The sequence below is a fragment of the Flavobacterium sp. YJ01 genome (genome assembly GCF_029320955.1).
GTDB lineage: Bacteria > Bacteroidota > Bacteroidia > Flavobacteriales > Flavobacteriaceae > Flavobacterium.
The window spans coordinates 1,420,144-1,438,233 of record NZ_CP119757.1 but is presented as its reverse complement, the minus strand read 5'-3'; the positions used below and the strand labels follow the sequence as shown (position 1 = coordinate 1,438,233).

Below are 18,090 nucleotides of genomic sequence, written 5' to 3'. Positions count from 1 at the left end.
AAAGACGTCCTGTTTTTAAAAAATTTCCAGACAGCTTAATATTCTGCTTTAATTCGATCGCACTCTACCCAAGTCAAGTAATGATCCAAGTTTTTCGTACGAATAAGGAATTCGCCCGCCACTTTAAGATTACTTAAATAATCGGGATGTTGATATTTTTTCTTATTTAAGAAATGCTGCCAGACTAACGCTGTGAACAGTAATATAATTAAGCTGATACTAATAGTGGAAATCATATTTGCAGCTTGTATCTTTACCTTAAACAGGTGTGTTGTACATCAAATTTTTCTTTAGTTCCTTCGGTTTTTCCATGCCGATTTTCTACCGTCAAGATGAAAAGTTCCTACAAAAAAATATAATACAGGAAAAATCTGCAGTCGCGGATACAATGGTTCCGCGTACTATTTTTTTGAGCAACTTACAAATACTTGGTAATCCCTAAATATTAATTTTATAACTTCAAAAAAAGTGTACCTTAAATTTTATTTGTTACTGGTAGGATTTTTAATAGTCGGCATTTTTAATCTGTCAGCAAGGCACTATTGTATTGTACGGAATAAATTTTTGGATGCGGACAAATTAATCCCACTGGAAAGTTAAGAGGTTCCCACTGCCAAAGTCATCAAAATAAACTATTGCGGCGCGCAGCTGCAACTTTTATTTGTCCTGCTGCTGTTATAGTACTTTTGTCAGTTTCGGAATTTAAAAACACCAGACCAAGATCATCCAATTTTATTAATTGATCTAAAATTATGGACTGCTTCTGACGTTCGTCGAAAGTTTCCTCAATATCTATATTACTATAATTTCCTAGATTGTCGAAAACAAGCTTGGTAAGTTCTTCTAAAGAAAAACTTCCAGCATGGTTTTCAGACAGAATGTTTAAGATTAAATTGAAAAAGTCAGTAGATTTCTCAGGCATATAGTATACTAATATTTATATAGCTAAATGTATGAAAAAATATTCTTGTTTGATATTTTATCAGATATATACATCTTCACTACTTTTCACGCTTGTTGTAAATCATCCTAATTTTTGTAATTACAGTGAATAAGCTAATAATTATGAACAACTTCACTTGCCTATAGGTGTCTGCTCCGCCAAAAATATAAAGCCGGCTCTAAGCCGGCTTCAAAGAATTAATTAACTGTTCTTTTCTTAATGCGTTCCTTAATCTGATAAAGATTTCTGTTCATAAGACTGAGTATCTGCTTATGGTGCTTGGAAGCATTGTTTTTCAAGCCTCGGCACTGTATGATTTCCATATTTTTAAGCGACAGCTCAATAGTTTCAACAGACTGGCTGTCCACTTTTGCCGATAGTATAAGCGAGTTTTTCTTCTTGTAATACTCATTTGTAAATACGCAGTGATGCAGGTTATCACCTTCTGCCATGAAATCCTGCACATTTTCGATTACCGAGACAGTAAGGTTTTTTTCAGAGAAACAAAGTCCGAAAAAATCCTTTTTTTCCTCGGCATAAACACTTTGAGCCTCGAGTATTTCTGTGCGCATCTCCATTAGATATTTTCTGCGCTGAATGGCTCTTTTTTTTCTTACAAGTCTGTCATGCGACTCACTCAAGTTGTTAGGACAAACATATAAAGGACAGCTGAGGTCTTTTTTAAACCATCTTAAAAGGTCTATGTAATCTTCCCAAATTCTATAATCTGAAATGACATAGCTGTATTTTAAGCAGGTTTTTACTGCCTGCCAATTCTGTTTTAGGTGCTGTTCAGAGGAAGTCACATAGTAGGTCAGCATTGAAATCTGTGAAGCTTTCAAAAGGGTTTCCGCTAAAGAATCTTTGAGAATCGCAGAAAAAAGCAGCTGCGGTGCCATATTGTGGAGCGACGTTTTAAAACCGTTTCGTTTAAGGGAGCTTATCACTTTTAATTTTGGATAGACCCTGTATGGAGCAATGCGGTATTTTGGAGAGTTCTGAAAATCTTTTGGGCGTATTTCAAGGGGAGAGTAGAATTTCCACTGGTCGTAAAACTGAGAAAAAACATTGACAGAAAGCGACATGGTACGCACTTCGCCTTTTGGATTAATCCAATGCTGCATCACTTCTTTATGAAAGTAGGTCGGCGCAAAACCTTTCTTCATCTGCTTGTGGGAGCAGATAATACGTACAACCTGAAAATCTCCTGCCGTGTCCAAAACCGCAGAGTATTCTATTTCCTTGAAATGCGTTTTGTTATAGGGCTGCATTTTAAGTTTTCCCGTGCATCCTGCGCATTTAATGTAGTTCTGGCATTTAGATTTGGTGCTGTCGGGTTTCCAAGCGTGAGAGCATTCAAGGCAATGAAATTTTCCCCTTGACAGCACGCCCCATTTTAAGAAAATGGATTTTTCCGCCCATGCAGTAATATCAGCAGAAACAGGCGCAAGTGACGCGCTGAGTTCCGTGATTCTTTTCTCGATGATGGTTTTTGGTGTCATAGGTCGAAAAGCGTTAAGGTTGTCTGTGCCTGTTTCGAGGTCTTTTGCAATGGAATGTCTGCTGCGGGATCAGCAGCGGCAGGATTTTTCTGCACAGGGTTTTCTGCAATGGGAGCGGGAGCGGAGAACAAATCAGCCACTTTAGGCTGATTTGTGGTTACTCTGCATTTGATGTCAGGGAGATTTCCGATAGTATCATCGGTGTAGTATTTTACAGCCATATCAAAAATCTCGCTGTCGTCAAAGGAGCATTCGCCTGTTTTTTGTACTTCGGAGATGATGTATTTAAAGCAGTTTTCCAAATTTTTTGAAGCTTTTTCAAGCATAGGCGCAAAGACGGAATCCGACTGTGATTTCTCTTTCAGGAAATCCTCTATCCTAGTTTTAAATTTTTCTGAACCTTTCATAACGTATGTTTTAAATGGTTATCGACTAATTTTCAAATGCACTTCTGTAGATGTCGAAGCAGTATTCTTCAAAGCAGAGCCAGCACATAAAAGTGTAATGGGGCAGACGGTGGCGGTTCTTGATACATTCCCCCAGTGAATTTTCGAGTTCATCCCTTATTTCTTCCAAGTCATCTATGTATCTTTTGTAAAATGTTTTGCAGTCAGCGTGGTAAATAAATTCGCCGATCATGCCGCTGATGCAGCCTCCGTTCTGCAAGTCCTCTATAAAGGATTTGAGCTGCTGTTTTTTATTTCCGTCGTAGGCATCCAAATCCGAAAGGATTATTTTATTAAATGCCTTACTAACTCCATAGTGGGCGTATATTGATTTTTCAAGTGCTTTCATAATTCATTTATTTAGGCTTGTACATTTATTTCAAAAGGTTTAAAAAGGCAGGTCGTCAGGGTCTTTATCATCCTGTTTTGAAACCGTGCTGTTTTCCTTAAGCGCTGAGTCATTATCGCTGACAAAGGCAATAATTTTGATGTTAGAGGTGTGAAAAGTGAGGCTTCCGTGCGCCTGCGAATCATTACCGATATAGACATTCAGACCGATTCGTCCAAAAAGTTCAACGGCAGTCCCTTTTTTAAGGTACTGTGCCACTCCTGTCGATAGCCAGTAGGAGCAGTCGATGTAGGTAACTATTTTTTTAACCTCGGTGCTGTTTTTAGGCTTGTAGCTGTCGTTTACGGCAATTGAGAAATTAACCACCTGTCTTTCTGCGCTGACTTTTGCCACTACGGCATCTTTTGTAAGTCTTCCAATGATTTCCATGATTTTAAAATTTAAGTGAGTAAAATTTTTAAGTCTCATTTCCCTCTCCCAAAAATTATTTTCAAAAGAAAAAACGGGAAAAAAGAAAGCAAGAATCAAGTGGACCGCTTGAGGATGCGGAGTGCTATAAGTCCCGAAGGGCGGCGGCGGCACACAGCCGTTATGCGCATGCAGCGTCCGGGGGACACTATCTTGGCTGCCCTTTTAACCCGTTTCGAATGAAAATCTTTAGCATATTTCTATAAGACGCAGACGGCGTTTGAGACAATTCACTCTGCCTGGAGAAAATCTTTGAGGTGTTTCAAATTGTAAGGAAGTGCTGATTTGGATGCATTGAATTAAAAAAATCGCTATTTTTATATAAAACATTAAATACCAGCTGTATGAATATTGATTATCAGGACCGTGATATCTTTGAAACAGATTATATATTCCGAATCCAGACCTTTGAACAGTACCTTGAGAGTGCAATGTCTTCACAGGAGCATTTTGCAAATTTTAAAGCGGGACTTATACCCAGTATCTTTTACGGGCATAATATGGCGGAAGTCCTGGAACTGTTTAGAAGTGAATTTGATGCAGTGAAGTCAGGACTTGAAAGATATGATATGGATAATAACAATGATTTTCCGATGCTCAAGTCCTATGTGAATACCGAAAGGGATCTGCGCAAAATATTGGATGAGGAGCAGCTTCGCGATTATACAGCACTGCTGGAACGATCATTTGACAGCCAGAAGACCGATGCGAAAGCCGCTGCGGTCAGCCGTTTTTTCCTGTCAAGCCCAATACTCGAGAGTTATATCTTTCAGGTGGAGAAGATATTTGGAAAAGGCATCCTTGATAAATAAAAATCGTTTGGAAATGCATATCCAGCTGGTACTTATGAGTTTGGGAATCTCTAATTTTCGATTATGGAACTGCATTTTGAAGATTTTGCGTTAACGGTAAGGGCCGGCAGATTGGATGTCCCTTATGGTCTGACGGATCAAAATTTGTTTATGGCAGTCCGTCCGCATTTACTTGAACTGCTCAGCAGTAAAAAGACTGAAATTTTCTGTTTTGGTACAGCGCCCGACCATACAGCAGACGGCCAGGATGAGCTTCTGGAAAATGGTGTGCTGTACCGCATCATCGCTTATGAAAAGAATCTGGGAATCGATCTGGACAGTGGCGGGGAGGAAATCTTGAATGCCTTCCGTTATCTGGTCGAAAATTACGATCCCAGGTGGACGACAATTTTCGTGGAAGAGGGAGAATCCAGAAAAGAAGTCACAATTGAGCTTTTGTACCAAGAAGTGTTTTGAGCAGCAGATTTTAGGATGCTGTGATTCTTTCTTGAATGTACTATAAAAATTTATAATTAACAAAAAATCAGCGGCAGTGAATTTAGATGACGGCATTGAGAGATTTTTAGCAGCACAGGAAAATGTCTACGATGAGGCATTGATTGAAATAAAAAATGGATTGAAGGAGAGCCACTGGATGTGGTTTATATTTCCGCAGTTGAGAGGCCTGGGCTCTACGGATTATAATGTGTACTTTGGATTAAAAAATCTTGATGAGGCTGAAGAATATCTTAATCATCCCGTACTTGGGAAAAGGCTGCTTGAAATTTCAGAGGCAGTCCTCGGTCAGAATGGAAAAACCGCACTGGAAATTTTTGGGCGTCCCGACGAGAGAAAACTGAAATCCTGCATGACGCTTTTCAGCCGCATTCCAAACTCAGATGTGGTTTTTAAGAAAGTATTGGAAAAATACCATCAGGGTCTGGAGGATGAGAAAACCATAGCACTGCTTGCATCTTGAGCAGGAAGGCAACTAAACTATGCTGCGAATCACTCGCAAGGGCCGGCCGCCTTGATGAATTTGTGATTTTTTTCAGTTAAATGCTGTTTTAACCAGTTAACCGATCCGCAGTAATCGGTTACAGTTTTCCCGGATATTTTTTACAGAGTGAAAAGCCGTGCCTTGAATCAGGACGGCTGCTGCAACTGCCTGTTTCCATATACCGTTGAGAGAAGGAATCGAAAATGGGGAAGGGCCCGCAATTATTTCGAATTTTTAAATTATTCCATTTCATTTTGGCTTCAGCCGCTCTTATAATTGTTGAATATTATACTTTTTTCGCATGTATTTTATTAATTCTATATAATTTGTAGAGTTTTAATTGCTGGTTAATTGAAAGTTTGGCAAAAATGTTCTTCCCAATAAATTTGTCTGAAAAAAATGACTTTATTTGCTTCGGTAAAATCTGACAAGAACAGCTATGAAAAAACCAAGTGCACGTGGAAAATGGAGTAGAATTGTTTTCAGAAGATTTTTTTAAAAATAATTATTAACCATAAAACATCAAAATCATGAAAAAATTGAGTTTCAAAGACATGAAAGAAAATGCTCTCAAAAGAGACCAGATGAGAATGATTTCCGGAGGCTGCGACGATTGCGGCGCTTATACAAAAGAGTGCGGCGAAGAATGCGGAGGCGATGCAGGAGGCTGTGACGGATACTGCGACTACTGCAGAAACGGAAAGTGCGACTGCTAAGATTATCCAATGCTAATCAGCTCAGTAAAGGAACTGCGTGCAGTTCCTTTACTGACATTAAAAAAATAGAAGCGGAATTATCGTTCCTGCTTCTTTAAATAGATAAGCCAATGCATTATTTAAAAAAAAACTTCCTGTTAAGCTGTACTGAAATTAACTGTTTAGGAAACACAAAAAAAATGTTCAGACTGTTTATTTTTCTTTTTTTAATTTCCATTTCCCTATCTGCCCAGAAATCAGGAAGCAGGGCCGCATTCGAACTGAGAGGTGCAGGCAGAGGTCTGAGCATTGACAAGGTCTATCTGGTTTACGAAGTCGGCAGCAAAAGAATTTATGACTCCGTTAAAATAGACAATGGCAGGTTTATATTGAAAGGGAATATCGATTATCCCACAAGAGCCACTTTATGCAATAATCGGGAATTCAGCATGAGCAGAAGCAATTCTGCAGAAGTGTACCTTGAACCGGCCGTAATGGAAATAAAGCTGGATTATTATGATTTTTCAACAGCAGAGGTGACGGGCAGTAAAACGCAGGATGAATATTCACAGCTTGAAAAAGTAAAACAGACCTTATACAGCAGAAGAGATTCCATCTCATTGCTTATGAGAACCTATTTTGGCAGAATCACTCTTGCCTCGGACCCGCAGGTTAAATTGCAGCTGGAAAATGAATTGGGAATTTTAGAAAAGCTGTCGGATGATAATAAAACCGCAGAAATGGAGATGGATTTTGATTTTATCAGACAGAACCCGTCTTCGTTTATTGCGCCCTCTCTGCTTTATTACAGACTGGCCAAGAAGGAAGGGATTCTGCATTATGAAACAATTATTTCCCTTGCTGATGGATTGTCACAAGAAGTAAAACAATCGCCGTCGGGAGCGAGGCTTTTTAAAAGGATTTCCGACTTTAAAAACAGTAAAGTGGGAAGCACTGCTCCAGATTTCACCCTAAAGGACTGCAATGGGCAGATTCTGTCTTTAACTGATTTTAGGGAAAAGAAGTATGTGCTGATAGATTTCTGGGCCAGCTGGTGCGAGCCCTGCAGGCAGGATCTGCCTTTTCTAAAAGATGTCTATGGTAAATATAAAGACAAAGGGTTTGAAATTATAAGCATATCCAGAGATAATAATCTGAATTCATGGAGAAAAGCGATAGCCGATGAAAAAATAGGTTTTTGGAAGCATATATCCGCTGCCGAAAATCAGACAAAAATGGAAGATGATTACCTCGTTACGGCAATTCCCGTCAAGATTCTGATTAACAGAAGGGGCGAAATAATCGGACGATGGAAGGGCAGCGGAGATGAAAACAAAATGCAGTTAAAAAAAATACTTGAAGAAACTTTTGACAGAGAATAGAATCTCTTAAACATTTAGATAAAGCCCTTAATATATGACAGAAAACTTTGCATACCTTTTTAAATACTTAGAAAAAGAAGAACTGCCGATTGATAAATCTGAATTTTCATTTCAGGTGCAGTCACATCCTGATTACCCTACCTTACTGTCCATATCGGATACCCTTAATTTTTTCTCCATAGAAAATTTTGCAGCGCCTGTTGGTTTTGAGCAGATCGAAATGCTGCCTGACAGCTTCATTGCTGTTTTAAAAGATGACAATGGTAAAAATGCGCCCTATTTTATTGAAAAGAAGCAGGCTTCATTTCTAAGCTACAAAGGAAAAAAGCCGGTCGAATATGACAGGACGCAGCTCCAGCAGAGATGGGGAGGGATTGTCCTGCTGGCTGAAAAGCCGGCTGAAATCGAAAGTGCATCCAAAAATAACTATTCATTGCTTCTGCCTGCTTTATCCTTAATTCTGCTAGGCATCCTTTACTATGATGCCGGCGGAAGCCTTTCGGGGAAAATTTTCATCATTTTCCCGATAATCGGCCTATTGTTTTCAATTGCGGCGCTGAAAGATCTGTTTGGAGCAAAGAGCGCACTCATTGCAAGATTCTGCAATATTTCAGCCGATGCAAGCTGTGAGACCATACTTAACTCGAATAAATGGAAATTATTCCAGTTTTTAAATTTCAGCAGCCTGAGCATTGTTTTTTTTGCGGCTCAGTTTATAAGCCTTTTTGTATTTATGCTTGCCGGAAGCCCAAATGACTATTTTATAATCCAAAAAGCGCTGCTGCTCTGTTCCCTGCCTGCCATCGCCCTTTCGCTCTATTATCAGAAGATGGTGGAAAAGAAATGGTGCCCGATATGTCTGGCAATAATTGCCGCTTTACTGGCGGAGCTGCTGTACATCGAAACAGTATTTGAAAGCCCTTCTGCCGTTTCTGCCAGATCAGTTTTACTATCTGCACTACTATTTTCGGTTACTGCATTTATCTGGCCGTTGCTCAAACAAATGCTGGCAGAGCGTAATGACCTGCAGGAAAAGAATTTTAAAGCGGCAAGATTTATACGCAACTATAAACTTTTTAAGATTGTCCTGCAATCCAAGCCGAGACTGGACGTGCTTCAAGGTTCGATCCAGCTTGGAAATCCAGACAGCAGCATCGAAATAACCATTATCACAAACCCGTTTTGCGGCTATTGTAAGGATGCTGATGCTTTATTGGGCAGAATTTTGAAGCTTCATGGGGAAAAATTAAAAATTAATGTGCTGATGGGCATTGATATTGAGAAAGAAGCAGATGAAAAAAAACTGCTGCTAAGGAGCCTGATGGCAATTTATCTGGAAAACGGGGAGAAAGCCTACAGCGAAGCATTGGCCAATTGGTTTGAAGAGAAAAATATTAACGGATGGCTGCAGCAATATAAAATGGATTTTGATATTTCGAAAATCGATGCATTATTTGCCAGACAGTCTGCCTGGTGCCGAAATAACCATTTCCAGTTAACACCTACACTTTTTATCAATGGGTATCATTATCCTAAGGTGTATGACAGGCAGAATTTGGAATATTTCATAAATGAACTGATTGAAGACGACTTTTAAAAATGGAGATATTTAATTTTTGACAAGGATGCAAAACGGGGAGCGTGGATGATGGTGTAATACTGCGGTATTGAGGCTGCCAAAACACAGCCGGGCTTTTGAAAACCGGTGCTTTGAGATTAAGGGACTGATTAGTCTTCTTCATGCTCAATATCAATGACATCGTTTTTTCTTTCGGGAAGCGCATTATCATCAGCCCCCTGTTCAAAATATTTAAAGTCTCCCTCAACCTCAATCAATCTTAGAGAATCTGGCCAAATTACATCTACAGTAACTGTGTCTTTAATATATTTTTCGATTTCAGGCAGCACAATATCAAAAACTTCTTCCTTTTTGTGTTCATACAGTTTTTGGATTTCTTCTGATGCCAGACCTTTTGTGCTGCTCTTAATTGAGTCCAGAATATATTGTTTCAGATGCTCCTGCGCCGACACTATATGGTCGGAATACGGATCATCTTCTTCAAAGATGCCCATAACCTCCGGGTCATGCTCATATCTGAAATGAGTTATGGAGTAGAGTTCATCCAGAAAAAAATTAACGTAATGTTCAGTGGAAAACATTTTATTGTCCATAGCAATTTATTTAGTTGGAAATGCAATGAGATTCCCTTCATACGGATAGGCAAAATCTTCTATTTTAACCGACTGGTCCAGCCATGCCGATTCATCCTGCCTTTTGAGCATAATGGGCATGCGCATCTTATGATTGTGGATGTAGCGCATTGTCTGGTTCGCTTGTGTTGTAACCATTGTATATGTATTTTTGATCTCCTCTGTAACGGGATCTGTCCATGAGGAATATAAACCTGCAAAGGTGAAGATTTCATCATCCTGTGAATTGATCTGATATTTGTCCTTACTGCTGCCTTTTGCATCATTCCAGTGCCATTCGTAGTAGGCAGTTGCAATTATGAGACAGCGGTTGTGGGTAATATTTTTGAAAGACGCTTTTTCATTAATGGTTTCAATCCTTGCATTGAGCGTGTTTTTTCTGAATTCGATATCTTTTGCCCATGACGGCAGAAGACCCCAAGTGTAATCGGTGGTAATTAAATGGGGCGATGAATTAAGAATAATAGGAATGGTAGGGTGCGCAAAACCGTTGATAAAATCCGACTGGAGATACGTTTCCTCGTTGTCCACTTCTGCATTAAAGCGGCGCTTCACATTCTCAATTGCTGCTGACTGCTGGGTATAATAACACATATGATATATTTTAGCTCTATACAATATTCGGTTTTAAAAAGACAGCTTGGATCTGGCCTGCCCTTAATCCATTTACTCAAAATTAAGAAAATTTAAGATATCGTGCTATACAGCTGCCTTATGCAGATGTTATATAGTTATCATGTTATCATTTTATGTCTGGGCAGATTGATTTCATGCTCCTGCGGATAAGGCTGGCGTTGTGTTGTGCTTACATCTTCGCGGATCAATTCCTGAGTCCTGAACTGGTCTTTAGCATCCATATAGCGAGGATCGGGAATAAAAGGCATTTTTGCCATTTTGTGTATAGTTATGGTGGGGAAGTGATAGTCAATTTCCACAGTACCGAGGAGCAGGTAGCAGCCGCCTCCCTTAAATGGATACTCCACAAGTGAATCCGGAAAATGTGCCGTATCAAAATATGCGCCTTCATTATCGATCCATGTGCCGAAATACATATTGCCTTTTTTGGTCGGAACCTGTTTGGTCGAAATCAGATACGCCAGCATGCGCACCTGCTTTTTATGGCAGGACGGAAGATCACGTACCTTTATATCGCCCCTGTGTTTTGTTTCAAGCAGGTCAAAGACCGTGCATGATACCGGAAAACTCAGCAGTTCGATTTCATCAAAGGCATCTTCAAATACTGATCTTTCGAGGGTCGGGAGCTTGTATTCCTTTACGGGCTGCTGAAGCAGCAGCGGCGTCCTGTTCTCGGGATTGAAATTATTTAAAAGCAGGCTGGCGATGACCAGCAGCTGGTTTTTGGTTTTTCCAGTAAAACGGAAAGCACCGATGAAGATCAGGATTTTTACGCTTTCTATTCCCATGGGTATACGGTTAATAAAGTCTTCCAAAGAGATAAAATCCCCATTTCTCCCTCGTTCTGATTCTATAAACTGCGCCATTTTGGAGTCCAGGCTCATCAGGTGCATAAAGCCGAGGTAGATGTCATTTCCATAAACGGCAGTCTCAAAATTACTTTTGTTTACGCATGGATTATGGATCACGGCCCCTGCCATCCTTGCTTCGTGCACATAGATTTCAAGTCTGTAAAAACCTCCCTGGTTGTTGATTACCGCTACCATGAATTCTATCGGGTAATGCACTTTCAGATAGAGACTCTGATAGCTTTCCACTGCATATGACGCCGAGTGCGCCTTACAGAAGGAGTAGCCGGCAAAAGACTCGATCTGGCGGTATATTTCCTCACTGAGCTGTTTTGGATGTCCCTTTTTTTCGCAGCAGGCAAAGAAATTCTCTTTCACTTTCTGCAATGCTGCTTTGGAACGCCCTTTTCCCGACATGGCTCGCCGAAGTATATCACCATCCGCTGCCGGAAGCCCGCCGTAATGAAGGGCAATTTTGATCACATCTTCCTGATAGACCATAATCCCATAGGTTTCACCAAGCTGTTCTTGGAATACAGGATGGAAGTATTCAAATTTTGACGGATGGTTATGACGGAATATATATTCCTTCATCATGCCAGACTGTGCAACTCCAGGACGTATGATCGAGGAAGCTGCAACGAGCGTTTTATAATTATCGCATTTTAACCTTCGGAGCAGTCCGCGCATAGCCGGGCTCTCGATATAGAAACAGCCGATGGTTTTTCCCTGCGCAAGATAGGAATTGGCTGTAACCTCATTTTTCGATATTGACGTGTCACGTATATTAATTCGGATACCCCTGTTTTTCTCTATCAGCTTGACACTCTCATCAATATGTCCGATGCCGCGCTGGCTGAGAATATCAAATTTTTCAAATCCGATATCCTCTGCCACGTGCATGTCAAACAGCGCAATGGGAAATCCTTTCGGAGGCATTTCCAGCGGCGTGTAATTGGTTATCGGCTCTTCTGAAATCAGGATGCCGCAGGAATGCATGCTTCTCTGGTTGGGATATTTTTCAAGCATCATTCCATACTCCTGCACGAATTTTACAATAGAGTTGGGCTCGTGGAATTTCATCGGATTTTTAGCAAGGACATCCAGTTCTTCCTTTGGAAGACCGAATACTTTTCCGACTTCCCTGAAAATCGAACGGTACTTGAATTCTACATTAGTGCCGCAGAAAGCAACATGTTCGTAGGTATAACGGTTAAATATATATTCAAGGATAACATCACGTTCTTTCCAGCTCCAGTCGATGTCGAAATCGGGAGGGCTTTTGCGGTTTTCATTTAGAAAACGCTCAAAATAGAGGTCCAGTTCTAATGGACAGATGTCGGTAATGCCCAGACAATATGCAACAATACTGTTGGCGCCGCTTCCCCTGCCGATATGCAGAAAACCCTGGCTTGTGCTGAAACGGATAATATCCCAAGTGATAAGGAAATAGCCGCTGAATTCCAGCTGGCCGATGACCTTGAGTTCCTTTTCCATGCGTTCCCTTGCGCGGATGTTTTTTGCACCGTAGCGCCAGACCAGACCTTGTTTTGCCAGTGATGTCAGCAGATCTATATCGCTTTTTCTGCTGTTGGTGTAGTACTTTTTATTTTTCGGTGTCTGGAAATCATAAGTAAAATTACAGGCATCTATAATTTTCTGCGTGTTCTGGGTGATCTGCGGATAGTGTTCGTAAAACATAAGAAGCTCTGAAAGTGGAATCATCTTATCAGACTTGCCGCACGTATCTTCAGGCTCCAGTCTGGAAAGGATCACATTTCGGTCAATAGCACGCAGTATACGGTGCAGGTTATATTCCTTTTTGGTGCGAAAAGTGACAGGCTGCAGCACTACCATATCTGCCGTTCGTTTTCTCCACTGCGATAGGACAAGCTTCTGCAGCTGATCGGGACGAATGCCGATGTATTCATTCTGGCGCAGCTCTTCGGGGGCATTTTCCAGGGGGTAAATGATGAAAACATCTGAAAAAAAAGGAGCTGTCTGGGGCAGCGGTTTTTTTTCAAAATTGTACTTCGTTAAAAAACGGTTCATCTGCGCAAGCCCCACTGCGTTTTGGGCCAGACCGATATAGCGAAGTTTATGTTCCGAGCGGAATTCAATCCCCACAATTGGTTTTATGCCCGCATGGCCGCACTGTCTGATGAAATCATAAATACCCGTTACCGTATTGATATCAGTGAGTGCCATTGCCGTGACACCGCAGGCCCCAGCCTGAGGCACGAGCTCCTCCAGCGGTATGGTGCCATAACGCAGGGAGTGAAAAGAGTGGCAGTTGAGGTACATGGTTTCTCAGGGTTTACGTTTTAAGATTTCATTTTTTGTGTTAGGCTTGAAAGATGCGCCTGCACATCGCATAACGGCATCAAAGCCGTATCGGCTTTTCATGCGGTCCATGGCCTGGTAAAGTGCCAGCATTTCTTCGGTATCATTAAACAGGTCGATCTGATAGGTGCCCCTGACCAGTCCGCTGAAGCGAACCCCGATAAGGCGCAGACGCATCCTTCGCTGGTACAGCTTATCAAAAAGCTCCTGCACGGTTTGGGTTAGGATATGATCTGCCGAGGTATACTGTACCCTGCACTGTTTGGTTTCCGTATCGAAATTGGCGTACCTTATTTTGACCGTTACCGTTGATGTGAGCCACTCTTCTGAGCGGAGCTGATAGGAGAGTTTTTCCACCATACCCAACAGCACCCTGTTTAATTTCGGGATGTCAATGGTATCCTGGGTAAAGGTATGTTCGGTTGAAATAGACTTTCTTTCGGTGTATGGTTCCACCGGATTGTTGTCAATTCCGTTGGCTTTTTTCCAAAGTTCTATGCCGTTTTTTCCGATCATCTGCCCAAGTACGTCAGCGGGCATTTCCGAAAGGGTCTGGATGGTGCGGATCCCGATGCGGGAGAGTGTCTGAAAGGTCTGCTCGCCGACCATCGGGATTTTGCGGATGGAAAGCGGGTTTAAAAACTGCTGGACCAGATGCTCGGGGATTTCAAGATTCTGTTTCTGTTTGCCTTCTCCTGTTCCGATTTTCGATACAGTTTTATTGACAGAAAGGGCAAAGGTGAGGGGCAGACCAGTTTCTTTTGTGATGCGCTGGGCGAGTTCATCGGTCCATTTGTAGCTGCCGTAAAATTTGTCCATTCCAGTGATGTCCAGATAAAATTCATCTATACTGGCTTTTTCCACCACGGGGGCTTTCTCCTGAATGATTTCGGTGATGTCATGCGACAGCCGTGAATACATTTCCATGTCGCCTTTCATGATTTTTGCCTGCGGGCATAATTTCATTGCCATATGAATGGGCATGGCGGAGCGAACACCAAATTTTCTGGCCTCGTAGGAACACGAAGCCACAACACCTCTTTCTCCTCCGCCGATGATCAGCGGGATACCGTTAAGTTCAGAATTTGTCAGTCTTTCGCAGGATACGAAAAACGTGTTCATGTCGATGTGTACAATTGCCCTGTTCATAATTTCTATCCGTTTATACAGATCAAAACTAGCTACAGATTGTAACATTTTTAGAAATAATTATGTTACAAATAATAACAAAATTCTAAAATCCTTATTTTTCAGGGGATTTGAAATGTTGATTATTTGAGCATAAAATCCTTTATTCAGAATTTACTCATCGGCGCTTGAGGCAGCTGTTTTAGAACTTTTACTGCGAAGAGATCTAAAGAAAAAATAAAAATATTCAGTGATAATTAATATTGGCATCATAATTTTCAGTTAAACATTGAATTAAATGATTTTTTTGCAAGAAAAGACCCTATATTTGTAAGCTATTAACCGCTACACGGATATAATTCGATTATTTATCGATTTACAACAGCTTATATGTCGTAATATAAACTTTTGCTGATTCTTAGATACTTGTCTTCTGAAACTGCATAAATTTTGAGGATATGTTACAACAGCAGAATACCCAAAGAATTATTTATCTGGCAGATGATGACGAAGATGACAGGCTGCTTTTTCTCGATGCAGTACAGGAGCTCAGTCTTCCTGTGACTGTAAAAGCATCTGAAGATGGAAACCAGCTGCTCGATACCCTTTACAATGCAGAATCGGGCCTGCCTGAAATTATTTTCCTGGACATTAATATGCCCGTTAAAAACGGCTTTCAGTGCCTGGAAGAAATCCGCAGTAAACAGCAGCGGTTCAATGATATAAAAGTGATTATGCTCTCCACCAGCAGAAGCCCCGATAATATAAACCTCTCCTATCAGCTGGGCGCAGATTTTTATGCTGTCAAACCCAGTACTTACAGTGAGCTGAAAGAATTACTTCAAGGTATAATGACTATGGATTGGAGCAGTGCAGTTCGAAATAAAACCCAATTTCTGCTCTTTTAAAGTATAAAATTAGTTGTAAAAAAACAGCCCTGCATATATGCAGGGCTGTTTTTTTATGCAGTTTAATTTTTTTTAAAAATGGAAATTTCAGGCTGCCGTTTCAGGTTCAGAAGAAGCTTGATTAGGGATTTCTTCAAAAGGCGTTTCTTCTATTTTTTCCACTGCAGCCTGCTGGGCAGTTTTTTTCATGAGGATATAAAAATCCCTCAGATGCCACCATGCTGGGCATCGGTCCACAGGGCCATTAAAGTTTCTGATAGTGGTATAGCAGCTTTTTAGAAAAACTTGTGTATTGGTAATCTTTGCCCATGGGGTCAATTCCACTTCCAAAGGAGGAGGATTGGTCTCAAAATAGCGTTTTATTTCTTCGTGATTCATATGGCAAAATTAATTAAAAACCAGTCGAAGGTCAAGTGAATAATAAGATTAAAATATGATTTATTTCTTTTTTTTGATTACTAAATGAGACAATGCGGGGTCATGCAAAAGACGTTCCAGTTCAGAATTTACAATCTCTGATATATCTTCTTTTATCTGCAGATAATTACGTTCAATCATAGTATTATTTATGATACGTACGGGACTGATCAGCTGATATGATTTTTCTTCTTTTTTAAGCTCATCATGATTATTTATTATTTGGGAATGAAATTTTTTGAGTTTAATTTTACAGTCAGGGTTATCAGCAATTATACCTACAAATTCCCCTGAACTTAAACAGGAAATCTTAGAGGCAGGAACAGCAGCTTCCAATTGTTTTGACCTGCTGATGGACGTATCTGAGCTGTTAATGGAAAGACTCTCCCTGTCCTGCATTATTTTTCCAAACCGCTCGGAAAGCTGTTTGGCGGTGTCGCCATTGACCTGACCGCTGATGATGTTGCCAGTGATATTGAGTATGACATCAGCCTGCTCGCGCCCGTAATCTTTACGCAGCTGGCTGAAGTCCTGAATCCCCAGACAGGTGCTTACTTTGTTGCTTCTGGCTGTTGCTATAAGACTGTCCATATTGTTGAGATAGATAGTGGGAAATTCATCAAATACCAAGCTGCTTTTAAGTCTGTCTTTCTGGTTTACCTGCTTGATGAGCCTGCTTACAAAAAGGGAAAGCACCGCACCATATGTCTGGATTTTCAACGGATTGTTCCCCATACAAACTATCTTAGGATCCGCAGGATTATTAATGTCGAGTGTAAAGTCATTTCCAGAAAGCACATAATAAAGCTGAGCGCTTGACAGTCTTGCCGTGGATATCTTAGCGGAAGCGATCTGCCCCTCAAGCTGTTCCATGACATTATTTAGGTAGGCGCTGACAAACGGATCAATCAGAATCTCTATTTCTTTTTCAGTTCTAAGCAGCGTAAAAAGACTATTGTATTCAACCTGCATCAGTTCAATAACATGAGGCAGAGTGCAGAATTCACCGTTGTTGTATTTTCTCAGATACCAGATTACCGCCGAAAGGAAATTAATAGGTGATTCCACAAAAAAGTCTCCCTGTTTTTTTATCCATTCCCGGTTTAGTCCCAGAAGGATTGTGCGTGCTGACTCAGCTGCATCGGTTATGTCTGTCATTGATTTTGGATCAAGGGGATTGCACCTGTGGGTGCGGCTCAGGTCATCAAAATTAATGACATAAAATTTAGGCTCGACCTTATAAAGATGTTTATACTTAAGCCATGTATTATAAGCAATAATGCTGAGGTCGTCAAATTTAAAATCATACACAAACATGGAGAAACCTTTTCGGATGTGCTGTGTAATGACATGACGGATTACAAAATAAGATTTTCCAGATCCTGGAGTCCCAGCAACTAAGATTCCGCGAAATGGGTTTATGATATTAATCCAGCTTTTCCGCACTTTGTTTTTTAAATTGTAATGCGCCGGAAGGTTAATCGAATATTCATTTTCAAGAAGCCGTTCTTCCTGCGGAAATGTTTCATTTTCCGTGTTGAAAATATCCTTGTCACTCAAAGTTCTGCGTATGATTCTTGACAGCAGTGTTCCCCCTGAGAGCAGTAGCAGATATCCTGCAGCAGTACACACCATATAAAGAATAAGTTTTTCTTTTGCGTTAATCAGTGTAATGAGAATAAAATAACTTAAAAAATACGCTGAAAATCCTACAGCAATGTAATAAAATGCAGTTTTGATGTTCAGCTTTTCGTTTTTTCTGCCTTTCGCCCCAAGAAGGGAAATGCATAAAAATCCCAAAGCAAAAAGCTTGGATATATGCAAATTATCAAATAGCCCTGTATGGAAAATATTCCCCATTAATTTATCTCCAAAACTGCTTGTGAGGCCCCACAGCTTAAAAACATGATAACCATAATAATAGAAATGAAGGCATAATAATATCATGCTGATCAGCCTTGTCATATCAAGAATTTTTCTAAGTGCCTGTTCATTTTCTCCCGTCTGCATCGTCTTAGTTTTT

Annotated in this window: 18 protein-coding genes; 7 read left to right on the top strand and 11 right to left on the bottom strand. The window is 40.5% G+C overall.

The genetic code is table 11. From position 1 onward, the window contains the following. Positions 1–622: 622 nt before the first annotated feature. From P0R33_RS06395 to P0R33_RS06375, 5 genes are all read right to left on the bottom strand, one after another. Complete coding sequence (locus P0R33_RS06395) at positions 623–922, bottom strand: hypothetical protein (protein WP_276174737.1); 300 nt, start codon at positions 920–922, stop codon at positions 623–625. Positions 923–1,140: 218 nt separating this feature from the next. Next, positions 1,141–2,445: a PcfJ domain-containing protein gene (locus P0R33_RS06390; protein WP_276174736.1), complete on the bottom strand. Its 1,305-nt coding sequence runs from the start codon at positions 2,443–2,445 to the stop codon at positions 1,141–1,143. Continuing rightward, positions 2,442–2,852, bottom strand: coding sequence for a Cas9 inhibitor AcrIIA9 family protein (locus P0R33_RS06385; protein ID WP_276174735.1), 411 nt, complete (start codon positions 2,850–2,852; stop codon positions 2,442–2,444). The genes P0R33_RS06390 and P0R33_RS06385 overlap by 4 nt, the downstream gene beginning before the upstream one ends. Positions 2,853–2,877: 25 nt before the next feature. Beyond that, on the bottom strand, positions 2,878–3,240 hold the full coding sequence (locus tag P0R33_RS06380; RefSeq protein WP_276174734.1) for a hypothetical protein: 363 nt from the start codon (positions 3,238–3,240) through the stop codon (positions 2,878–2,880). Positions 3,241–3,279: 39 nt separating this feature from the next. Then, positions 3,280–3,669, bottom strand: a complete 390-nt coding sequence (locus P0R33_RS06375; RefSeq protein WP_276174733.1) for a single-stranded DNA-binding protein — start codon at positions 3,667–3,669, stop codon at positions 3,280–3,282. 383 nt (positions 3,670–4,052) lie between these two features. Between P0R33_RS06375 and P0R33_RS06370 the strand changes: the two genes are divergently transcribed. From P0R33_RS06370 to P0R33_RS06345, 6 genes are all read left to right on the top strand, one after another. After that, on the top strand, positions 4,053–4,520 hold the full coding sequence (locus tag P0R33_RS06370) for a hypothetical protein (RefSeq protein ID WP_276174732.1): 468 nt from the start codon (positions 4,053–4,055) through the stop codon (positions 4,518–4,520). A gap of 63 nt (positions 4,521–4,583) precedes the next feature. Then, the gene (locus tag P0R33_RS06365; RefSeq protein ID WP_276174731.1) at positions 4,584–4,976 is read left to right on the top strand and encodes a hypothetical protein; all 393 of its coding nucleotides are present in this window, start codon (positions 4,584–4,586) and stop codon (positions 4,974–4,976) included. A 76-nt stretch (positions 4,977–5,052) separates the two neighbouring features. Further along, positions 5,053–5,478 (top strand): DUF1810 domain-containing protein, encoded by a 426-nt coding sequence (locus P0R33_RS06360; RefSeq protein WP_276174730.1) that lies wholly within the window; start codon positions 5,053–5,055, stop codon positions 5,476–5,478. A gap of 605 nt (positions 5,479–6,083) precedes the next feature. Beyond that, positions 6,084–6,215: a hypothetical protein gene (locus P0R33_RS06355; protein ID WP_276174729.1), complete on the top strand. Its 132-nt coding sequence runs from the start codon at positions 6,084–6,086 to the stop codon at positions 6,213–6,215. A 110-nt stretch (positions 6,216–6,325) separates the two neighbouring features. After that, complete coding sequence (locus tag P0R33_RS06350) at positions 6,326–7,576, top strand: TlpA disulfide reductase family protein (protein ID WP_276174728.1); 1,251 nt, start codon at positions 6,326–6,328, stop codon at positions 7,574–7,576. Between the two features lie 34 nt (positions 7,577–7,610). After that, positions 7,611–9,173: a vitamin K epoxide reductase family protein gene (locus P0R33_RS06345; RefSeq protein ID WP_276174727.1), complete on the top strand. Its 1,563-nt coding sequence runs from the start codon at positions 7,611–7,613 to the stop codon at positions 9,171–9,173. A 131-nt stretch (positions 9,174–9,304) separates the two neighbouring features. Here the strand turns inward: P0R33_RS06345 and P0R33_RS06340 are convergent, their stop codons facing one another. The 4 genes from P0R33_RS06340 to dinB all read right to left on the bottom strand — a co-directional run bounded on the left by P0R33_RS06340 (position 9,305) and on the right by dinB (position 14,763). Next, positions 9,305–9,748: a hypothetical protein gene (locus P0R33_RS06340; RefSeq protein ID WP_276174726.1), complete on the bottom strand. Its 444-nt coding sequence runs from the start codon at positions 9,746–9,748 to the stop codon at positions 9,305–9,307. A 6-nt stretch (positions 9,749–9,754) separates the two neighbouring features. Continuing rightward, complete coding sequence (locus tag P0R33_RS06335; protein WP_276174725.1) at positions 9,755–10,381, bottom strand: SOS response-associated peptidase; 627 nt, start codon at positions 10,379–10,381, stop codon at positions 9,755–9,757. A 140-nt stretch (positions 10,382–10,521) separates the two neighbouring features. Beyond that, positions 10,522–13,575, bottom strand: a complete 3,054-nt coding sequence (gene dnaE, locus P0R33_RS06330) for a DNA polymerase III subunit alpha (RefSeq protein WP_276174724.1) — start codon at positions 13,573–13,575, stop codon at positions 10,522–10,524. A 6-nt stretch (positions 13,576–13,581) separates the two neighbouring features. Next, positions 13,582–14,763: a DNA polymerase IV gene (gene dinB / locus P0R33_RS06325; RefSeq protein WP_276175694.1), complete on the bottom strand. Its 1,182-nt coding sequence runs from the start codon at positions 14,761–14,763 to the stop codon at positions 13,582–13,584. A 437-nt stretch (positions 14,764–15,200) separates the two neighbouring features. On the opposite strand from dinB, the gene P0R33_RS06320 reads away from it, so the two are divergent. Continuing rightward, positions 15,201–15,650 carry a response regulator gene (locus tag P0R33_RS06320; RefSeq protein ID WP_276174723.1) on the top strand — a complete coding sequence of 150 codons (450 nt, stop codon included), beginning with the start codon at positions 15,201–15,203 and terminating at the stop codon, positions 15,648–15,650. An 87-nt stretch (positions 15,651–15,737) separates the two neighbouring features. Here P0R33_RS06320 and P0R33_RS06315 read toward each other — a convergent pair whose 3' ends face one another. Then, positions 15,738–16,028: a hypothetical protein gene (locus P0R33_RS06315; RefSeq protein ID WP_276174722.1), complete on the bottom strand. Its 291-nt coding sequence runs from the start codon at positions 16,026–16,028 to the stop codon at positions 15,738–15,740. 60 nt (positions 16,029–16,088) lie between these two features. After that, complete coding sequence (gene mobC, locus P0R33_RS06310; RefSeq protein WP_276174721.1) at positions 16,089–18,077, bottom strand: conjugal transfer protein MobC; 1,989 nt, start codon at positions 18,075–18,077, stop codon at positions 16,089–16,091. Between the last annotated feature and the right edge of the window lie 13 nt (positions 18,078–18,090).